The sequence below is a fragment of the Parabacteroides timonensis genome (genome assembly GCF_900128505.1).
Classification (GTDB): Bacteria; Bacteroidota; Bacteroidia; order Bacteroidales; family Tannerellaceae; genus Parabacteroides; species Parabacteroides timonensis.
In genome coordinates this window covers 3,772,544-3,794,514 of sequence record NZ_LT669941.1, presented here as the reverse complement: position 1 = coordinate 3,794,514, position 21,971 = coordinate 3,772,544, and the positions used below count along the sequence as shown (strand labels likewise).

Genomic DNA, 21,971 nt, shown 5'->3' with positions numbered 1-21,971 from the left:
AAAACTATTTAGACTTGTCGTGCGATAATCTTAAATATAGAACATCGAATCCCACAAATGGAGATTGTTTGGTGCTGCATAATAGTTGAAATTTGCGAATGTTTTCAAGTCTGGCCGGTAGCTTTAGCTGCGAAGGTATATATTTGTCTATCTGCTTAATAAGAAATGAAAGCTAATACTAATAGAGAATTCTAATAGAAAATAACGATGGGTACAAAACGAACAAAGAGCTCTTTCAGAACAATGAGCACAAACAGAAAATTAGAATCTGTTTTCCTGTTTGTCACAGGACGATGTAATGCAAAATGTAAAATGTGCTTCTATGCGGAAGACATGGATAAAAAGGAAAAAGACCTGACCTTTGATGAGATAAAGAAAATATCTGAAACGGCCGGACAATTTAACCGCTTATGGGTTTCCGGCGGTGAACCGACTCTACGTGAGGAGCTTCCCGAGATCATAGAAATGTTCTATAAGAACAATGAGATAAAGGATGTCAACATTCCTACCAACGGCTTGAAACCGGACCGGATCGTTGCCTGGGTGAAACAGATCCGCCAGAATTGTCCGGAACTGAATATCAACCTGAGCCTTTCGCTGGACGGTTTCGGAGATACGCACGATATACAGCGCGGCGTTCCCGGTAACTTCTATAAGGCAATGGGGACTTTGAAACTGATTGAAAAGAATTTTGCCGATGATGGCAGAGTGCTGAAGAACCTGGCCACTGTTATTACAAAATATAACCTGGAAGAGGTACAGGACTTAATGTTGTGGATGTTGGGACGTTTCCATCTTTCCAACCATATCATCGAAGCGGCCCGCGGAATGACACGCGACGATGGAGTGAAAGTACTTACCGAACCTACCTTGCGTGCTTTGCAGGACCAGGTTGTACCTATTTATAATGTATATGGTGAACGGATGGCGGAAGAAACCGGTGGTTTCAGGAAGCCGATCGCCCGTTTCTTCTATCTGGGCTTTATCCGTACATTATATAATATACGTGCAACCAATATCGACCATCCGACTCCCTGGGGTATGGATTGTACGGCAGGAGAGACCACGCTGGTGATCGACTACGACGGTCGTTTCCGTGCCTGCGAGCTTCGTGAACCGCTCGGTAATGTGAAGGATTACGGTTGTGATATCAGCAAGATCATGCAGAGCGGTGCCATGAAACAAGAGATTGCTGCTATCGGTCACGGCGATACCGCCAACTGCTGGTGTACGCATGGATGTTGGATCACTTCTTCATTGGTTTTCAATCCGCGTAAGATGATTACCCACGTATATAAGGGATATCGCGAAATGAAGAAGCTGAATCGTCCTCTGAATATCAATGAAGATTTGTTGCAGAGCATCGAACGGAAGTATGCTCTGGACGAACAGAAACTGGTAGAACTGGGCATCCGCAATTAAAAATAATTCGTTGTAATAAGGCCGGTTAGCGAGGAAATGTGCCTCTGCTAACCGGCTTTATTGCGTCTTAGGGAATAATTGTCAAATTATCCGGTAGAATTGCCATTTCCCATAGGGTAGAAATGTCAGACCTTTGCATCATAAGTTAAACTGATAAATAAAGAAAGACATGACTACTAAACTAAAAGATTTATTCGACACATTTCTGAACCTGGCAGCTTCTTCACAGAAACTGGGTATTAACCTGATCCGCATAGCTATCCTGATCATCTTCGTATGGATCGGCGGACTGAAGTTCTGGAACTATGAAGCAGAAGGAATTGTTCCTTTCGTGGCAAACAGCCCGTTTATGAGCTTCTTCTATACCAAAAGTGCACCGGAATACAAAGAGTATAAACTGAAAGAAGGTGAATTCAACGAAGCTAAACATCAGTGGCATGTAGAAAACAATACGTATGGTTTCTCTCATGGACTGGGTATTATGATCATGGCAATCGGTATCTTAACCTTCCTGGGTATCTTTTCTCCGAAGATTGGATTGGTAGGCTCCTTATTGGCTATTATAATGACAATAGGTACCTTGTCGTTTCTCGTCACTACGCCGGAGGTATGGGTACCGGACCTGGGAAGCGGCGAACACGGTTTCCCGCTGCTTACGGGAGCAGGTCGTCTGGTGATCAAAGACACGGCTATTATTGCGGGAGCGATCGTTGTATTATCCGACTGTGCGCAACGCATATTAAAGAAGAAATAGGAACAAAAAGTGTTTATTTTAACACTTTGGAAGCAAAAAACAAACATATTGAAACTTGTTAGCTTTTCTTATACGAGACGAAACATGATTTAGCATAAAACCCCTTGACAAATTTGGATTAAGCTGTATATTTGCATCGTGGTTTTTTCATAATAGTATTAGATTTAAGGTTAACAAAGTTGGTTAGGGCTTGTCGTGAGACAGGCTTTAATTGTTTATAGGGGTTGCATCCTTCGCGTCCCTCTTGCTTTTTCTCCAAAAGCTATAGTATATTTTCATGAAAGTGCTTACTCTTACTTGCTGAGATGCCGGTCTCAACCCTTTTCACACCCCCATCTCGACGATGCTCACATCCGGGTCTCGGGATCATTGAGACCCGGGTGGCAAACGATATTTGTTACTATATTGTTGATTTTTAGTCATATATCTACTCTAAAAAGGATCAAGTCTTTTCTGTTTTTAAACGGATGATGATAGATGTATGATAGTTGAGTGATAGTTGAAAACAGCAACTATCATAATACAATGTGTTACTGGTTAGATGTTTAAGTCGAAAAGTGATAGTATGATAGTTGATATTGAGTTTTCTTATATGTATACGGGGGGCTTTCTGTTCCCTTTTGTGCTTGTTATCTGCCGGTATAAATAGAAAGTTTGCGGCAAAGAGCAAATAATATCCTTTTTTATCGGTAATTATCGGCAGTTCACCGATATTTGCCTGTAATAGAGCGTTTCTCTCTTGTCCGGGAGATGTCTGATACCTACTTTTGTCCCAAACACTTAAACAATATAGATTATGGCTTTTAGAAAAAATATCTTTTGGGCAATCCCGTTTATCGTAGTCGGGATTGTATGGCTGCTGAAGAATATGGGTATGATAGCAACCGATATCTTTGATATTATAGTATCCTGGCAGATGCTGGTTATGTATGTCGGAGTTTTTACCTTTTTCTCTCGCCGGTATGCCGGAGGAGTGATGACCTTTTTATTCGGACTCTATTTTCTGATGCCGGAACTGGATTGGATGGATGGCAGTGGATTGACCATCTGGCCGCTGCTCCTGGTGTTGGCCGGCATTGTAATCCTCTTTTCACCTCGAAAGAAAAACGATGCTTATAGAAAAAATAGAGGGGAGGCGACAGGTAACGAGGCGGACACTGGCACAAAAAGTGAATTTGTCAATATAGACGGTTATGTGGAATCGGATAATACGTTTAGCTCCGTGGAGCAGATCATTTTGGAGCCGGTTTTCAAAGGGGCACGGATCAAGGCATTGTTCGGGGGGACTATTCTGGATCTGCGAAGAACAAAGCTGGAAGGTTCGCGAACCTATATTGATATCGACTGTACGTTTGCCGGAGTGGAAATATATGTGCCCAATGACTGGCGACTTCATTTTAATGTCCGTCCGTTGTTGGGGGGCTGTGAAGATAAACGCTTCAATGCTTCTGTAGACATGGATAAAGAACATGTGTTAGTAGTACGTGGAAATGCTACTTTCGGCGGAATTGAATTTAAAAGTTGATTATGCAGACGCATCCGTTTATAAACTCTGTCTTTTATAGGATTGTCGGTATCACCTTGGCGTTGATAGCTTGTGGCATAGGAGCCTTGTTGTTGTATTACTATGAACATACGGGGTGGCTTGTTGCATGGCTTGACAGTCTGGTCTCGGTAGGGTTATTCTCTGTTTCCGGTTTTCTGCTTTGGTACGTTACCGGAGTATTGCGCCCGATACAGGCCCAGATCGCATTGACCATCGGTGTCCTGGCGATTTCTACTATAGGAGGGTATATGGCAGGGACATTGATTTGCCCCGATCGGATGGAATGGTTTGCCTCCACGATCCCTTTTCGTTTTCTGTTTGGTCTGTTAGTGTGGATCATTCTGGCGCAGTGGTATTTTATTCGCTGGAAAGAGATTCGGAAAGAGGACCCGTCCGAGGATTCTTCTGTTTCTCTTGAGACAGAAACGTCATTGCCACCTGAAGAAACTTTGCTGGATCGTATCTCTGTGAAAGACGGCACGCGTATCCATCTGATCCAGTTGGATGAGTTGCTCTATATCCAGGCAAGCGGCGATTATGTGACGCTGTTCACTTCGACAGGCCAATATGTCAAGGAACAAACGATGAAATATTTTGAGACGCATTTGCCGGAAAGCTCTTTCATCCGTATTCACCGTTCCTGTATCGTGAACAGCGATCAGATCATCCGTGTGGAATTGTTCGGAAAAGACAGTTACCAGGTTCGTCTGAAGTCAGGTGTCTGCTTGCGTGCCAGCCTGACCGGATACAGGTTGCTTAAAGAGCGGCTTTCTTTATAAAATGCCTCGCTTTAACTGTTAAATTTAGCAGTTTTTGTCTGTATTGTATAAAGATTTGTGTTCGGAAACAATTTTTAGCTACAAAGCTCGTAAGGCTTAACATATATTGTCTGTAAAAGACTTGACAAACCCTTGTTTAGGGCTTATCTTTGCATTGTGGTTTTTTCATAATAGTATTAGATTTAAGGTTAACAAAGTTGGTTAGGGCTTGTCGTGAGACAGGCTTTAATTGTTTATAGGGGTTTGCATCTAAGATAGATGCAGGCCTTTTTTCTTTTTCTGCAGTTATAATCTGAATGAAGTCATGTATTTTGGGTGTTGTATGTAAGAAATTATTTACATTTGTGAATGTGAAGCCTAAACTCTAGTATTATGACAACAACAATCAGATGCATTATTTCTATTCTTCTTCTCCTGCTGTTGGTTGCAGTTAGTGCAAACGCACAAACTCAATATGTAGTCGATACAAAAACAACTTTGTTGGTACGAACAGGCCCCGGCAAATCCTATAACCAGCTTGGTCAGTTGAAAAGTGGGGAAACGGTGAATGTTTACACCATAAAGAATGGATGGGCTAAAATTTCATATAATGGGAAGATCGGCTACGTATCTGAACAATACATTAAGGCTGCTCCTGTGCAACAAAAGATTGAAAAACAAAGTTCTTTCTCTTCGTTTGATTGGCAGGAACTGATCGATATGGCTTCGAAAACCGATTCCTTGATATGGTTTTATATCTCTTGTGCTTTGGGATTGGTTATGGTATGTATAGGATGGCTATACAAATCTGATTCGGGTAATTTTAAAGACAGTGCGGCGGGGTTTTATATTTCTTCAGCCATATTTCTAGCACTCTGTATTAGTGAGGTGATTTATTTTGTAACATATAAAGGAGATAAGACATGGTTTTGTTCACCGGATAAGGTCGGATGGATTTGGACTATCATTAACTTTATACTGTTTGCCATCCTGTTGTTTCATCAGGTCATTTCTTTTGTGTGTCTGAATTATGCCAGTTGTTATCATGGCAAACGTAATATAGATTTTCGTTTGGGTGTGTACGGATGGGCAATTGGCATTATTGCAGCAATTATATCTGTCATCTTCTTTAAAGAATATCTGCACATTGTTTTATGGTGTGTTTTAGGTATTCAGTTTATTCAAATCGCTTTGCTTGTGTACAATAATATTCGGGACGACGGCAGTTGGATTAATCTGATATACACCATTGTCTTATACGTAGTAGGTTCAATAGCTACACTTATAACGCTTTTCCATTTCCTGCCTTTGCTGATAGTTGTTCTCATAGGATATGCTATCTTATGCTTTTTTTCTTCTTCCGGTAGTGCAAGATGTGCCAATTGCCGCAGTTATAATAATGGGTATTGTTATTATAAACAAATTTCAGTTAGCAGTGGAGACTACTGCAGTTGCCATCAGTACAGGTAGCTTGTGGGTAGTGTTCTCTTTTATCTGTTTTCCGTTTGTAATAGATGCGTCAAAAAATGACGTAAATGTTGCATTCGTGTTAATTCTCTGTGAATTAAGCGCATAAATACAAATTATTGGCGAATCCGTGCTTTCCGTACATCTGTTTATTGGCTTAGTTTGCAGCATCAACCTTGAATAAGTAAAATAAAACTGATAGACATGAAAGCACTATTGTTAACTGTAGCCCTCTTACTGGGGTGTATAAATGTTTCTTCCCAGGAGAAAGAAGCGGATATCATATCCGTCTCTACGAACGACTTAAATATGGTCTTTTCTATCTCTCCGGATAAAAAGGTAGTATATAACTATTTTGGAGATAAATTCCAGCACGTTTCCCCTTTCCTTACTAAGAAGTATAAAGAACAGCCGGATAATGGTATCGGTTATGCTCCGGCAATCTATCCTGCTTACGGAGGACGTCTTTTCTTGAATCCGGCATTGAAGCTGACACATACCGACGGTGTTCAGACTACCGAATTAATATATGCAGATCATTCGGTAAAGAATGTCGATGCTAACAGAGTCGAAACAGTGATTCGGCTGAAAGACCCTTTGTATCCGGTTTTTGTCGATCTGAACTTCGTTGCTTATCAGAAAGAGAATGTGATCTGCCAGTCTGTTTCGATCTCCCATCAGGAAAATAGCCGTCTGGCAGTTGAAAATATATCTTCCGCTTATCTCCCTTTACATGCAGATTCCTATTATCTGACGCATTTCCATGGTGCATGGGCTTCCGAAATGCAGCTGGTGGAAGAACAGCTGACTCCCGGTGTCAAACGGATAGAATCCAAGAAAGGGATACGGACTACGCAGTCTGAAAACTCTTCTTTCCTATTGTCTCTGAACGGACCGGCTTATGAAGATATGGGTGAAGTCTATGGAGGCTCCCTCGCCTGGTCGGGTAACTATCTGACTTCTTTTGAAATAGATGAATGCGGCATGCTGCATGTGCTGACCGGTATGAATAATTTTGCCTCTACTTATAACCTGGAACCGGGTAAAGTCTTGCAAACTCCGGAGATGGTATGGACTTACAGCTCTGCCGGTAAAGGACAGGTTTCCAGAAACCTGCATGACTGGTCGCGTAACTATGCGTTGGCTCATGGCAATCAGGAATTGCCGATCGTGCTGAACAGTTGGGAAGGTGCCTATTTTGACTTTACAGAGAAGACGATCACAGATATGATCGATGATGCTGCCAACTTCGGTGTTGAGATGTTCGTATTAGACGATGGCTGGTTTGCCAATAAGTATCCGCGCAACTCGGATAAAGTCGGCTTAGGAGACTGGCAGGTGAATAAGAAGAAACTGCCGCGTGGCATCGACTACCTGGCGAAATATGCTGTCAATAAAGGTTTGAAATTCGGTATCTGGATTGAGCCGGAAATGGTAAGCCCGAAGAGCGAATTGGCGGAAAAACATCCGGAATGGATCGTGAAGAGCGGCAAACGGGATATTATCCCGATGCGTAACCAATGGTTACTCGACCTGAGCAATCCGGCTGTACAGGACTTTGTGGTAAAGACTTTCGACGATGTGATCGCCCTGTCTCCCCATATTTCTTATATTAAATGGGACGCAAACCGCCATGTCGATAACTTCGGTTCCGAATATCTGTCGAAAGAAGATCAGACGCATTTCTGGATCGATTATATAAAAGGTCTGTACAGTGCCTACGAACGGATTCGTGCAAATCATCCGGACGTTATGATTCAGCTATGTTCCGCAGGTGGCGGTCGTCTGGACTTCGGGGCTTTGAAATATCACGATGAGTTCTGGGCCAGCGATAATACCAACTCGCTCGACCGTATATTCATCCAATACAGCACGAACCTTTTCTTTCCGGCAAAAGCCACTGCATCACACGTGTCGACCACTCCGAATCATCAGACAGGTATGATGGCTCCGCTGAAGTTCCGCTTCGATGTCGCTATGACAGGCCGTTTGGGAATGGAGTTGCAGCCGAAGGATCTGACCGGCGATGAACTGCCTTTTGCAGAACAGGCAATCAGGAATTATAAACGTATCCGTCCGATCGTGCAGCTGGGCGACCTTTATCGTCTCAAATCTCCTTACGACGGAACCGGATGGGCTTCGCATATGTATATATCGAAAGATAAAAAGGAATCGGTATTTTTCGCTTACAGCCTGAAATACCACGGACGTACAACATTCTTTGAGACCAAGCTAAAAGGGCTGGATCCGGCTAAAATGTATAAGATTAGTGAATTGAACAAAGCCGGAGACAGTACCTTTTATGGAGACGGCCAGGTCTTCCCCGGCGATTATCTGATGAATGCCGGCATCAGCCTGAAGATCGGGAATACGTATGAAAGCACTGTCCTGTTGATCACAGAACAATGACACTGTCCGGAATAAAGCCGGATCACATTTGAAAACACACATTTAATTATCAATACATGAAACTCATCAATTTAAATCTGCTGCTATTGCTCGCCCTGCTTGTGTCCTGTGGTGAACCATCCGTCTCTTCGGGGAAATGGACGGTCAGCTACGATCAGGCGCAGAAAGGCCATCGCATCGAGAAAGAGAATCAGCTTCTTTCCGATGGGGTCTACGCCTCGTACAAACTGGGCGACAGATTGGTCACTACCCGTGACTACAAGAGTAGCCGGTCGAAAGCAACCGCTATCAGTGACGCTTTCGGCGAGGGGTCATTATTGCAGGTCACTTATACCGACAGTAACCTGCCTACACTGGTACAGTCTTTCTACATCTATCCGGAGAAAGATTATCTGTTGACGGAATTTACTCTTCAGGGAGGAGATGCCGATGTCGAATCGAATTATATGGCTCCGGTCAACGTCGACCGTATGCCTGCTTTACTTGCCGAAGGGGATAACCGTGCGTTGTTCCAGCCTTTCGATAACGATTGCTGGATCCGTTATCAGTCTCATCCGCTGACTTTCGATAAGTTACGCAGTTATGAGGTGGCTACCGTATTTAATAATCATGACCGTAAAGGTCTTGTGATCGGTTCGGTGGAACATTCCGACTGGAAAACCGGTATCGATATGACTCAGGGTGACCGTAATAATATCGGTTCGCTGGTTTGTTTCGGTGGTGTAGCCGATACGTTGACACGCGATTCGAAAGCACATGGTGCACTGAAAGGCAAAGAAGTAAAATCCCCGAAAGTATTTGTCGGCTTCTTCAACGACTGGCGTGCCGGATTGGAAGAATACGGAAAAGCGAATGCAGTGGTGGCTCCTGTAAAGAAATGGCCGGGTGCCGTTACTTTCGGCTGGAACAGTTGGGGAGCACTTCAGTTTAATCTTACTTACCAGAAAGCGTTGGAAGTATCCGATTTCTTCAAGAATAATTTGCAGAACAATCATTTTGTAAATACGGACGGCAATGTGACGATCGGTCTCGATTCCGGCTGGAACAGCTTTAAAGATGAGGAACTGAAAGATTTCGTAGATCATTGTGCGGCTAACGGACAGATCGCCGGTGTGTACTGGACGCCTTTTACCGATTGGGGTAAACATCCGGAACGAACCATCGACGGTGCTCCTGATTATAAGTATAAAGATGTCTATCTGTATGCAAACGGTCAGCCGCAGGAACTGGACGGCGCTTATGCGATCGACCCGACTCATCCGGCCATCGAGGAGATGATGAAGAAGACTTCCGACTTGTTCCACCGTTGCGGCTTTAAATATGTGAAGATGGACTTTATGACACATGGAGCCATGGAAGCCGACAAATGGTATAATCCGGAAATTCAGACAGGTATCCAGGCTTACAACTACGGTATGCAGTTGCTGAATAAGTACTTCGGCGATATGTACATCAATTTGTCGATTTCTCCTGTATTCCCTGCCCATTACGCAAATTCACGCCGTATCGCCTGCGATGCATGGAATAAGATCAAGGATACGGAGTATACGCTGAATGCCCTTTCTTACGGTTGGTGGCAGGATGAAGTGTATCAGTATAATGATGCCGACCATCTGGTGTTGCGTGAAGCGACCGAAGGTGAGAACCGTGCCCGTATGACTTCCGGCGCCATTACCGGTTTGTATATCGTTGGAGATGATTTCAGTAAAGGCGGAAAACAGATCGATAAAGATCGTGCTATGAAATTCATGACCAATCCGGAGGTAAATGCTGTCGCTAAAGGCCTCTCATTTACTCCGGTGGAAGGGAATGGCGAACGTTCTGAAAATCAATTTATTCATCATGATGCAGACGGAACATCTTATTTCGCTATCTTTAATTATTCGGAAGAGGAGATGAACACCACAATTTCACTTGAACGTCTCGGCCTGGAGCCAACTGTTACTTACCGGGCGAAAGAGCTTTGGAGCGGAGATGAACAACCTGTTAAGGAAACATTAAAGGTGACGATCCCTGCCAAGGATGCGTTGCTTTATAAGATTGGATACAACTAAATGTTCTTAAATTTATCAATTATGAAACAGATCAAAGTTTTTAGTATTTTGATGATGCTTGTATTATGTTGCGGTACCATTTTCGCACAAAGCATAACAATTACAGGTACGATCACCGATGCGAAAACGTCGGAGTCGCTTCCGGGAGCGAGTGTTGTTGTTAAAGGAACAACGCAAGGGACTATATCGGATATGGATGGACAGTATTCATTAACTGCATCACCCGGCGCCACGTTGGTGATCAGCTATGTCGGATATGATTCAAAAGAAATAAAAGTAGGCAATCAGAATGTGATCAATGTCGCACTTTCTGAAGATTCACAATCCATTGACGAAGTGATTGTTGTGGGTACTGTGATGAAAAAGAGTGACCTGACCGGTGCTGTGGGTAGTGTCAGCAGTGAAGTATTGAAAGAAAAACCGGTGACCGATATCAACCAAGCACTTCAAGGGCGCGTAGCTGGTGTGTTTATCAGTTCTGCTGCAAAACCGGGAGATAACTCATCTATTAAGATCAGAGGTATCAACACTATTAACGGCTCTACAGATCCTATTTATGTAGTTGACGGTTTGATCATGGATAATTATGGAGGTGGATTTAATGCAGTTAACCTGAATGACGTTTCCTCCATCGAGGTTTTGAAAGATGCTTCGGCTACGGCCTTGTATGGTTCACGTGCCGCTAATGGCGTCGTTTTGATCACAACAAAGAAGGGTAGCAAGGGAGAAGGTAAAGTTAGCTATGACGGATGGATTGGTGTTCGTTCTTATGCGAAAAGACCTGAAACAATGAACTCTAAACAGTTATTCGAACTTCGCAGAGATGCTGCAATGAACAGTTTTGCCGCTCGTCATCCTAATGCAACGGAAGCAGAGGTTAATGCCAATCTGCAAAATCGTATCATGACACCTTATAACCCGCTTGGTGGAGGAGGATATGTATTCGGGCAATACGAATTGGATGCCTATAACAATCCTAATTTTCAGGATTACGACTGGTTGGACGAAGTAACTCGTAATGCCATAGAACATAATCATTCATTGAGTTTTGCAGGTGGAAGTGATAAAGGTACTTATTTTATTAGCCTTGGTTTTGCCAATCAGGAAGGAATGGTGAAAAACCTGGGTAACAAGAATATTACTGGCCGTGTCAATGTTGATTACAATGTTAAGTCCTGGCTAAAGGTGGGTACTAATACTTCGTTTATACGTACTGAATCGGAGATTGCAGAAAATGACGATGTTTTCGATAAAGCAAGAGGTGCGAACCCTATGTTGCCAATTGATTATGACTTGCTTACATTGAATTATGGCGATCGTATCGACGAAAACTATTTTAACCCGCTGGGTACAATGCGTATTGACCACGATCGGATAAGAAACCGTTTTATCAGTTCTAACTTTTTGAATATTAATCCGATCAAGGGATTGAACTTCCGTACGACCTTTTCACTGAACCATTTGGAAGAATCTACTTTCAGATATCAACCGAACGATATTCAACAGGCTATCCGTTATTCCAATCATGGAGAAACGCAGCATAAGCGGGATAATGTAACTATGTGGCAGTGGGATAATACTATTTCGTATGATAATACTTTCGGCGGAGTTCACCGTATCAATGCTATGTTGGGTACCAGTGCTTCTAATAACTCCCGTAATTATACCAATGCGACCGGTCGCGGATTCGATTCCAATCTTCTTGGATACCACAATATCGGTGCATCGGAGCAAACAGGAGATAGACGTATTGAATCGGATTTCTATTCCTCTTCATTGATGTCCTATTATTTGCGTGCCAATTATACCTATGATAATAAATATTATTTGACTGTAACGGCTCGTTATGACGGTTCTTCCAAATTCGGTAAAGACTACAGATGGGGTATGTTCCCTTCTTTCTCCGGAGCATGGAATATAACTCAGGAAGATTTTATGCAGGATCAGAATATTTTCGATCAGTTGAAATTACGCCTTGGTTATGGTATCGTTGGTAACCAGGAAATTGATAACTATGCTTTCCTGACTTTATACAAGCCAAATGTATCGAGTGGATCAACCACTTACGTGCCTGATTCAAAACAAGGTACATCTGATATAACCTGGGAGGGACAGCGTCAGTTCAACCTTGGATTCGATATGGCATTCCTCAATAATAGGATTAAATTTTCGGCTGATTATTTTAATATTGTCAACAGCGACCTGTTGTTGACACGTAATTTGGCGGAAACCTCCGGTTTCAAAACCGCAGTGATGAATATCGGTGAGATCAAGAACCGCGGTGTTGAATTTACTGTGGATGTGAATGCTATAAAAACGAAAGACTGGGAATGGAATATATCTGCTAACTTCTCCAGAGACCGTAATAAAGTAACTAAACTGTATGGAGATGGTGTGGAATTTATTAAGAAATATAATGATGATCATAACCTGGAAAAAGAGGGTAACCTGTTCCTGGGAGAATCACGTAATACCATTTATATCTGGAAAACCGGCGGTATTGCTCAGGTGGGTGATATGGATCGTCTGAATCAGATCAACTGGCAGGGAAAGAATGTCAGCCCTGGCGATTTATATCCGTTGGATGTTTCTGGTCCTGATGGTGTGCCTGATGGAAAAATTGATGATGAATATGACCGTGTTGTCGTTGGTTCGCCTGATCCTAAATTCTATGGCGGATTCAGTACGGATCTTTCTTACAAAGGTCTTTCGTTGAACCTTGTATTCAATTATTCTTATGGTGCAAAGAAATTAAGTCCTTTATATGAGACGCTGGTCGGAAGTACAGGTAGTTCACTGGCATCGGTCGATTTGCTAGATCGTTGGACTCCGGAAAATACAGGAGCTAAATTCCCTCGTCCGATGTATCAGGATGGTAACGATACTGCTCCCGCATATCATCCGTTCTCTGCCAGCCAGATGGATTTCTCTGTACAAAATGCATCTTTTCTGCGCTTGTCTACAATGACGTTGGCTTATACTCTTCCTAAAAAAATTACCAATACACTGAAATTGGATAATCTGAGAGTATATAGTACGGCCTCTAACGTATTCTGTATAACTCCGTATAAGGGATATGATCCTGAAACGGGTGACTGGTATCCACCTACAAGAATGTTTGTTTTTGGTCTTAACGTATCATTCTAAGCTACCGTTGATAAAAAATGATTGTAAACAATTTTTAAAATGAAATTTATGAAAGCAATAACTATATTATCACTCTCAGCTCTGTGCTTGTTCGGGACAAGTTCATGCCAGGATTTTTTGGATAAGGAGCCTCAGAGCGCATTGACAGCAGATCAGATTTATACTGATTTGGACAGATTGGAGCCTACGGTTGACGGGTTGTACACCAGTTTTCGTAATACGAAAGTCAATAGAGAAGGCTTTACTTTCTATATGATCGGTACGGATGAAGCCCAGCAGGGTATTAAAGAGGTGCTGACTTATGCGAGCCAGCCTGGTTTTGATTATTATAATGGACAGCTGAATAGCTCACTGGATAAGATCTCTGCCATGTGGCAAAGCAAATGGCCTATTATAAATACGGCATCGTTGTCTATTTGTGGTTTGAGTATCCTGGAAGAATCGGAAACTAATGAAGAGAACCTGAAGCGAATTAAGGTATTGAAAGGTAATGCGTGTTTTATGCGTGCCATGTCAATGTTTGAGCTTGCGATGCATTGGGGAGAAGTTCCGGTTGTTAAAATTGAGTCTTTGGACCAGACAGATACTGATTATTCAAGAAGACCTTTATCGGAAGTATGGCAGCAGATTTTTGATGATTTTACATACGCTTCGGAGAATCTGGCTGATGGAAGACAAACGGGCCCTCGTGCCACAAAAGGTTCTGCTATAGCTATGCTGGGAAAGACTTGTATGTATGCTCCGGAAGAGAGTGGTTATCGCGATTTCCAAAAAGCCATCGGTTATTTTGAGAAAATAAATGACGGACGTTATTCTCTGGAACCGAATTACGGAACGCTGTTTGATGAATGGGGTACTTTAGAGTTTAACTCTCCTGAGTCTGTATTTGAGATCGACTATGAACCGAATGACCAGGGCCGAAGCGGATGGCAATGGGATATGGGATCTAAGACTTTAGGACAAGCCGGTTATAGTGAAGAGTGTTATCTGGGTGGCTGGGATGTGATTATGCCGACAGTTTACCAGTACAGCATGAAAGAGGACGGTGGTGTATGGGAAGACGGCGATTCGCGTAAAAATGTGAACCTGCGTTACGAATGGACTTATGACGGAATTACTTATACAGTTCCTACGGATGCTGCTGACGAATTGGATCCGCATATTAAGAAATGGGAAGACAGACGTATTGACCGTTTTGCTCCCGATTATCCAAATGTGTTCAACAGGAGTTATTACCGTGTAGGTAAGAATTATCCGATGATTCGCTTTGCAGATGTATTGCTTTGCTATGCAGAATGCCTGAATGAAGTTGGAAATACAGCTCAGGCTCTGGATATTGTAAATAATCAGATCCGTAGTCGTGCCTGGGGCGGAAATCTTCCGGCAGATAAGCAGTGGAAGGGAATGTCGAAAGAACAATTCAGAGTCGAAATCATGGACGAGCGTATGCGGGAACTTTGCTTTGAAGGATGGAGACGTATGGACCTTATCAGAACAGGTAAATTTGTGGAGTTGATCAAACAACGTAACCGTTGGGCAAAAGAATCCGGTACGATTCAAGATTACCACATGCGTTATCCTATTCCAGATTCTGAAATTAATAATAATCCGGACTTCACAAAAGATGATCAGAATCCGGGCTATTAATTGAAACCTGATCGAAATATGGGGGTAATATTGGATATTCTCTATATTACCCCCTTTTATTTTTTAGTTTTTAATAGCATATTGACATGAAAATCCAAATAAAGAAAAACTATATCCAACTTATCATCTTTTTTCTGGCAACTTTATCTTATACAGCAGTCGGTGAGACTTCATTGAAAACGGAGTTGAACTCCGGATGGCGTTTTAAACAATGGCGGTTGAACAATTGGTATCCGGCGGCTGTGCCAGGTGTAGTCCATACCGATCTTATTGCAAATGGAATAATAGAGGATCCTTTCTTTCGTCTGAATGAGAGAAGTGTGCAGTGGGTTGACAAAGAAGACTGGATGTATGAAACATCGTTTGATCTGAATAACGAAATGTTTGATAAGAAAAATATCCGGCTACATTTTATGGGACTGGATACCTATGTCAGTGTTTATCTGAATGGTGAAAAGATCTTAGAAGGCAATAATATGTTCTGTGAATGGAAAGTCGATATAAAGGGGAAGGTAAAACAAAAAGACAATAAACTGGAGGTTTTATTCCGCTCTCCGATAAAAGAAGATATACCTAAATGGGATGCGCTGCCTTATCATTATCCAACAGGACCGGATCAGTCTCAGCAAGGAGGTATTTTCGAAAAAACAGTTAGTCCGTTTGCACGTAAGGCGGGTTATCATTATGGTTGGGATTGGGGACCACGCCTGGTCACATCTGGAATTTGGCGTCCGGTTTATGTAGAGGCATGGAATGACGTTAAACTGGAAGATGTCTTTATCCAGCAGAAAGAGGTGAACAAGCGAAAAGCCTCGATTACAGTAAATGTGGATGTTTTGGCTGACAAAGATATCTCCAATGCACAAATCGTTGTAAAAGATAAGAAATCGGGAATATCTTATGCTACATTCACAACAGATCTGAAAAAAGGAGCAAACGTTGCTACTACCGATTTTGTGATCAATAATCCGAAGTTATGGTGGACAAACGGTTTAGGTGAAGCCCATCTTTATGAGTTCCAGACAGATATTATATTGGATTCTCAGGTTGTTGATTCTAATACTTCCAAAACTGGTTTACGGTCTGTAAAAGTGATCAATAAGCCGGATCAATATGGTTCGACGTTATATATTGAGCTAAACGGAGTTCCTGTATTTATGAAGGGAGCGAACTATATTCCTTGCGATAACTTTTTACCTCGTGTAACCAAAGAGATATATGAGAAAACAGTTCTCGATGCTGTAAATACGAATATGAATATGCTCAGAGTCTGGGGTGGAGGTACTTATGAAAATGATATCTTTTATGATCTTTGCGATCAATATGGTATTTTGGTCTGGCAGGATTTTATGTTTGCTTGTAGTATGTATCCTTCTGAAGGAGAATATCTTGAAAGTGTCCGTCAGGAAGCGATAGATAATATTAAGCGTTTAAGAAATCATCCTTCTATTGCTCTTTGGTGTGGAAATAATGAAGCGTATGATGGCTGGTTCGGCTGGGGACGCAAGGAAGATTATACCAGACAGAATCCGGAATATGCGCGTGTTATGTGGAAACAGTATACTGATTTGTTCCATAAGTTGTTGCCGGATATGGTGGAACAGTATGCTCCGGGTGTATTTTATTGGCCTTCTTCTCCCTATGGTCTTCCGGGACAAGGTTGTGATGATAAGCATGGAGATCGCCATTACTGGGATGTTTGGCATGGAAGAAAGCCGATTACTCAATATAATAATGAACGGAGCCGCTTTTTCAGTGAGTATGGATTTCAATCTTTTCCGGAGTTTGAGTCGGTGAAAATATATGCGCCGGAATCTAAAGACTGGGCCATTACCTCTGAAGTTATGATGGAACATCAACGGGCCGGTTCTTACGCTAACAATTTGATAGAAGAGTATCTGCTGAATGAATATAGAAAGCCTAAAGATTTTGAATCTTTTCTTTATATGAATCAGGTTTTGCAGGGTGATGCCGTTAAGATTGCGATGGAAGCCCATCGAAGAGATATGCCTTATTGTATGGGTACGTTATTTTGGCAGCATAATGACTGTTGGCCTGTGGCTTCATGGTCCAGCCGTGATTATTATGGCCGTTGGAAGGCTCAGCATTATTTTGCCCGTGAAGCTTATAAGGATATATTGGTTTCTCCGATCGAAAAGGATAATCGGTTATCGGTATATATCGTGTCTGACAGACTGACTGCTTCACAAGGGGATCTGACTGTAACTGTATTGACTTTGGATGGTAAAGTGATCAACAAGATACAGAAGAAAGTTTCAATCGCGGCTAATACCAGTAAGAACGTTTTGTCGATGGATGCAGAGCATCTGATAAAAGGAAATTCAAAGAGTGAAGTGGTCATACAGACCCGTTTGGTCGATAAGGCAGGGAAAATATATACGAACAATTATTTCTTGTTGCAGCAAAAAGCGATAAATTATCCTCTGGTAACAATTTCAAAACAAATAAAACCGATCGATGGAGGCTATGAAATAGAACTTACTGCCGACAAGTTCGCACGTGCGGTATTCATGTCGTTGAATGGAATCGATAATTTCTTTGAGAACAATTATTTTGATATACTTCCGGGAGAAACTGTCTCTGTTAAAGTAAAATCGAAACTGTCAGGATCGGACTTTGGAAAACAGTTGAAAATAGTTTCACTTAGTGATGCGTACTGATAATAGATTCGTATAAGTATATGTAGTAAGCTCTGTTTAGCTATTTTGTTTCTCAAAATCTTTGGGAGTTACACCGAATTGTTTCTGAAATATCTTACTAAAATAAGAAGGTGAGTTGATACCGACCAGATAACAGATCTCCCCGATCCGATGTTGGCCGTCGAGTATCAACTCAGCTGCTTTTTTCAGACGTATGAGGCGGATAAAGTCATTCGGTGAAAGTCCGGATAAGACTTTTATTTTACGTAGTAAGCTGGAACGACTTAAAGAAAGTATTTCTGCCAGCTTTTCTACACCAAAGTTCTCATCGGTGATGTTTTCGTGGATAATAGCGATGATACGATCCATGAACTCCTTGTCCGCTTTATTCATTTGCATATTATTGACAGGGAAGAACGGGCGTTTAGAAAACGCCTCACGTTCTTTCTGCCGGTTGTTCAGCAATGAAGAAATCTGTGTTGCCAGATAATTGAATGAGAAAGGTTTTTCTACGTAAGCTTCGGCTCCCAGACGCAGACCGTTGATCTTACTGTCGAGATCATTCTTAGCCGTCAGGAAAATAACCGGAATATGACAGAGCTCGATGTTCGCTTTCATTTCTTTACATAGTTCGAGACCGTTCATGACAGGCATCATGATATCACTAACTACAATATCAACAGAATGTTCACTCAGGATCTCCAAGGCCACTTTCCCATTCGGAGCAGTTTCGGTAATAAAAAACTCTTGTAATTTTTCAGCAAGAAATGAACGCATGGTATCATTATCTTCTACAAGCAAAAGGGTATAATTCCGGCCTTCAATATGAATATTAGTATTCTCTTCAGAAAAAATGAACTCTTCCTGAAGAGCGGAACTCTCCTGTTGTCTGATTTTTTCCTGGGTAAGAGGCAGAATCAATACAAATGAATTGTCGGTTGCTTCCGTATCTAACGAGAGATTACCGGAATGGAGCATAGCCAGTGAGCGGGCTAACGGTAAACCGATACCGGTTCCGGTAGATGTTTTTTCTTTTTTATTGATCTGATAGAATGGTTCAAATATTTGCTGACTGAGTTCGGCTGGTATCCGGCCCCCATCATTGGTGATACGGATGCTGAAGGTGGTTTCTGCCTGTTGTAACTCGACCTTGATTTTATGAGCTGAATATTTAAGAGCATTATTTAGCAGGTTACTCAATATTTTGGTAACGGCCTCTTGGTCGATGGCGGCAATGACCTCTTTATCGGGGATAGCGATAGACAGTTCTTTTTTCTGCTGTACCATAGTCGGTTCGAAGCGCAGGATCGTATCTTTGAGTAAGGTACCGACATTTACCCAAATGAAATCCATTTTAAATTTATTGGCATCGATTTTCCGGAAGTCCAGTAATTGGCTTGCCAGTTCGAGCAGTCGTTTCGTGTTTTGGGCAATTACATTCAGATTACGTTTGATTTTGCTATCCTGAATATCCATTTCCAGAATTGTCTCCAATGGACTATTGATCAGAGTTAAAGGGGTACGTACCTCGTGGGCGATTTCTGTAAAGAATTCCACTTTTGCTTCGTAGAGCTCTTTTTCTTTAGCAATCTCAAAGAGTTTTTGCTTTTCTTCCATCTGTTGTTCCTTACGCCGTTTATACCAGCGGAACCACCCGTATAACAGGCAGAGTACCAGTATGGTATAAACCAGATAGGCCCAGAATGATAACCACCAAGGAGGAAGAATCGTAATGAGAAGAGATGTTGTCGGTGAGTTCTCGGCTTTTTCTCCTTGCGTCGCTTTTACCTGGAATGTATAATTTCCGGGAGGTAGTTGGGCATAGGATATGTTCTGATTGCTATTGGCTTTTATCCAGGTATGGTCGAGTGGTTCCATTTTGTAAAGGCACTCTTTATTGCGTATGGACGAATAAGAGGGTATTGCTACATCAAAACTGATATTCGACTGATTGTAAGGCAATACGATTCTGTCGGTATGCACTATGCTTCTATTTAACGGCGAATTGGGAGTGTGAACCGTCACTTCTTTGTTGTAGATACTAAATTTAGTGATATATACCGGAGTAACTGAATCTTTTTGCCGATCGTCGTCCGGATTGAATGCGATCAATCCGTCTATTGTTCCGAAATAAAATTTTCCGTCTCTTGCTTTAAATCCTGAATTGTAATGGAATTGATTTCCAATCAGCCCGTCTTGGGTTGTGAATACACGAACTTCTCTGGTTCCCGGATTAAATTTGACAAGTCCCTGGTTTGTTCCAAACCATAAATTATGATTTTTATCTTCCAGTATCTTATAAGCTACATCATCCGGTAAGCCTTGTTCTTTGGAGAATGTAGTGAAGTTATCCTCCTTTTCGTTATATCGGCAGATACCACCCCGGTCGGTAGAGAGCCATATCTGTCCTTTACTGTCTTCCATGGAGGAACTAACGGAGTTTGAGCTCAAGCTGGTCGGATCTTTCGGTTCATGATTGTACTTTTTAAAAGAATGGTCATTCGGAGTAAATTTCCATATTCCGCTCCCCATGGTAGCGATCCATATCCGGCCCTTGCTGTCTTCCATGATGTGAAAGATCCAGTCGAGGCCAACTTCGTTGATTTTCTTGAAATCCAGCGTGCCGGGCTTTGCTAGGTATAATCCCCATCCGTTTCCCAGCCAGGTTTGCCCTTTACTGTCGACTAAAAGAGCATAAACGCTTTCTTCATCGATGTTCAGGCTTTTGGGACTGTAATGCTTTATCGATTGTGTGGATAAGTCGATGATGTCAAAGCCCTGTTTGAACAGGCCACAATACAGCTGATTGTTGTGTGTGGTCATGGAATGGGTCATCAGGTGGTTCTTTCGTTCGGCTGCCGGATATTGCAGTTGCTTAACTTCTCCGGTTTCCGGATCCAGTATATTAATACCGTTATCTTCCGTACCGATCCAGATCTTTCCGTCCGGAGCTTCTACGATTTCCCGGATCCGTCGGGTGTTTAGGGAGCTTTCGGAACTTGACGGAACATATTTTTCGAATAAAAGTTGATGGTTCGGTAAATAGTTGACACCTCCGAATTTAGTTCCAAGCCAGATGCCTTCTTCCCGGTCTTTATGGATACAGAAAATAATATTGTCGGATAAACTATACGAGTGCATCAGGTCTTCCTGCAGATGAGTCACTTTCTCATGACTCTCGTCTATGATAAACAGGCCGGCATGAGAGCAGACCCAAAGTTTTTTCTGGTCGAAGCAAGCGACATCGCGTAATACGGTATAATGTACCCCTGGGGCTTTTACTGTTTGCAAGACATTCGTCTCAGGGTTGTATTTCTTTAATTCGCCGTCATGAATGGCCAGGGCGATCCAGTCACCATACTCACACATGGCGAAGATATATTGATTCATCAGCGTGTTATTATCCTTGTCGGTATGATATTGAGCGAATGAATCTGTTTTTGGATCATAGCGGAAAAGGCCTACGCCCACTGTGCCGATCCATACTTCTCCATTTTCTCTGACACAGATTGCGCTGGGACTTTCTCGTTTAATATTATCTTTATTGGTAATTGCGTAGTAGTATAACTTATTGTCTTTATAACGGAAAACTCCCTGATCGGGAATAAGTACCCAGATGTTTCCTGAATGATCGGAGATTATTTTAGCAACCCAGTTTCCCATCTGTTCTCCATTTTCTGTTTTTAAGTCTATGAAAGTGAACAGATCGTATATTGGATCATAGATATAAACACCTCTATCGGTACCTACCCAAAGTTTTTTATTTTCATCTTCGAAAAGAGCAGAAATGTTGTGGTCTCCTTTGCCGGCAATATAGTCATCACAGTTGATTGTTTGGATGGAAGTGCCGTCATAACGGTTCAATCCGTTTTTGGTCCCAAACCACATAAAGCCATAACTATCCTGCAATATAACTTTTACCTGGCTTTCCGATAGGCCATCTTTACTTGAAATATGCGAAAAGTAATAGTTGAATGGCTTTCTGTTCGCTGCATCGAGCTGTAGCAGACAGAAAAACATCAGCAAGTATATATAGTGGACTCTTCTCATAAAGATAGCTTTAAGGTGTTGTGTATTAAAAAGGTTACTCAGTTTCTGATCATAAGA

At 42.1% G+C, this 21,971-nt stretch carries 11 protein-coding genes; 10 read left to right on the top strand and 1 reads right to left on the bottom strand.

The window, feature by feature from the left end; genetic code table 11:
• The first annotated feature begins 207 nt into the window (after positions 1 to 207).
• The 10 genes from BQ7394_RS22890 (at position 208) to BQ7394_RS22840 (ending at position 17,885) form a co-directional block, all read left to right on the top strand.
• Positions 208 to 1,422: a radical SAM protein gene (locus tag BQ7394_RS22890; protein WP_075559505.1), complete on the top strand. Its 1,215-nt coding sequence runs from the start codon at positions 208 to 210 to the stop codon at positions 1,420 to 1,422.
• A gap of 169 nt (positions 1,423 to 1,591) precedes the next feature.
• The gene (locus BQ7394_RS22885) at positions 1,592 to 2,176 is read left to right on the top strand and encodes a DUF417 family protein (RefSeq protein ID WP_075559504.1); all 585 of its coding nucleotides are present in this window, start codon (positions 1,592 to 1,594) and stop codon (positions 2,174 to 2,176) included.
• Between the two features lie 796 nt (positions 2,177 to 2,972).
• Positions 2,973 to 3,701: a LiaF transmembrane domain-containing protein gene (locus BQ7394_RS22880; RefSeq protein WP_075559503.1), complete on the top strand. Its 729-nt coding sequence runs from the start codon at positions 2,973 to 2,975 to the stop codon at positions 3,699 to 3,701.
• A gap of 2 nt (positions 3,702 to 3,703) precedes the next feature.
• On the top strand, positions 3,704 to 4,501 hold the full coding sequence (locus BQ7394_RS22875; protein WP_075559502.1) for a LytR/AlgR family response regulator transcription factor: 798 nt from the start codon (positions 3,704 to 3,706) through the stop codon (positions 4,499 to 4,501).
• Positions 4,502 to 4,873: 372 nt separating this feature from the next.
• Positions 4,874 to 5,950 (top strand): SH3 domain-containing protein, encoded by a 1,077-nt coding sequence (locus tag BQ7394_RS22865; RefSeq protein ID WP_082212123.1) that lies wholly within the window; start codon positions 4,874 to 4,876, stop codon positions 5,948 to 5,950.
• Between the two features lie 201 nt (positions 5,951 to 6,151).
• Positions 6,152 to 8,356, top strand: coding sequence for an alpha-galactosidase (locus BQ7394_RS22860; RefSeq protein ID WP_075559500.1), 2,205 nt, complete (start codon positions 6,152 to 6,154; stop codon positions 8,354 to 8,356).
• Positions 8,357 to 8,412: 56 nt separating this feature from the next.
• Positions 8,413 to 10,410 (top strand): alpha-galactosidase, encoded by a 1,998-nt coding sequence (locus BQ7394_RS22855; RefSeq protein ID WP_075559499.1) that lies wholly within the window; start codon positions 8,413 to 8,415, stop codon positions 10,408 to 10,410.
• Between the two features lie 21 nt (positions 10,411 to 10,431).
• Positions 10,432 to 13,557 (top strand): SusC/RagA family TonB-linked outer membrane protein, encoded by a 3,126-nt coding sequence (locus BQ7394_RS22850; protein WP_075560198.1) that lies wholly within the window; start codon positions 10,432 to 10,434, stop codon positions 13,555 to 13,557.
• Positions 13,558 to 13,605: 48 nt separating this feature from the next.
• A complete protein-coding gene (locus BQ7394_RS22845; RefSeq protein WP_075560197.1) occupies positions 13,606 to 15,204 on the top strand; it encodes a RagB/SusD family nutrient uptake outer membrane protein in 1,599 nt (532 codons plus the stop codon).
• A gap of 86 nt (positions 15,205 to 15,290) precedes the next feature.
• The gene (locus tag BQ7394_RS22840) at positions 15,291 to 17,885 is read left to right on the top strand and encodes a beta-mannosidase (RefSeq protein ID WP_075559498.1); all 2,595 of its coding nucleotides are present in this window, start codon (positions 15,291 to 15,293) and stop codon (positions 17,883 to 17,885) included.
• Between the two features lie 36 nt (positions 17,886 to 17,921).
• Here BQ7394_RS22840 and BQ7394_RS22835 read toward each other — a convergent pair whose 3' ends face one another.
• Positions 17,922 to 21,914, bottom strand: a complete 3,993-nt coding sequence (locus tag BQ7394_RS22835; RefSeq protein WP_075560196.1) for a hybrid sensor histidine kinase/response regulator transcription factor — start codon at positions 21,912 to 21,914, stop codon at positions 17,922 to 17,924.
• Between the last annotated feature and the right edge of the window lie 57 nt (positions 21,915 to 21,971).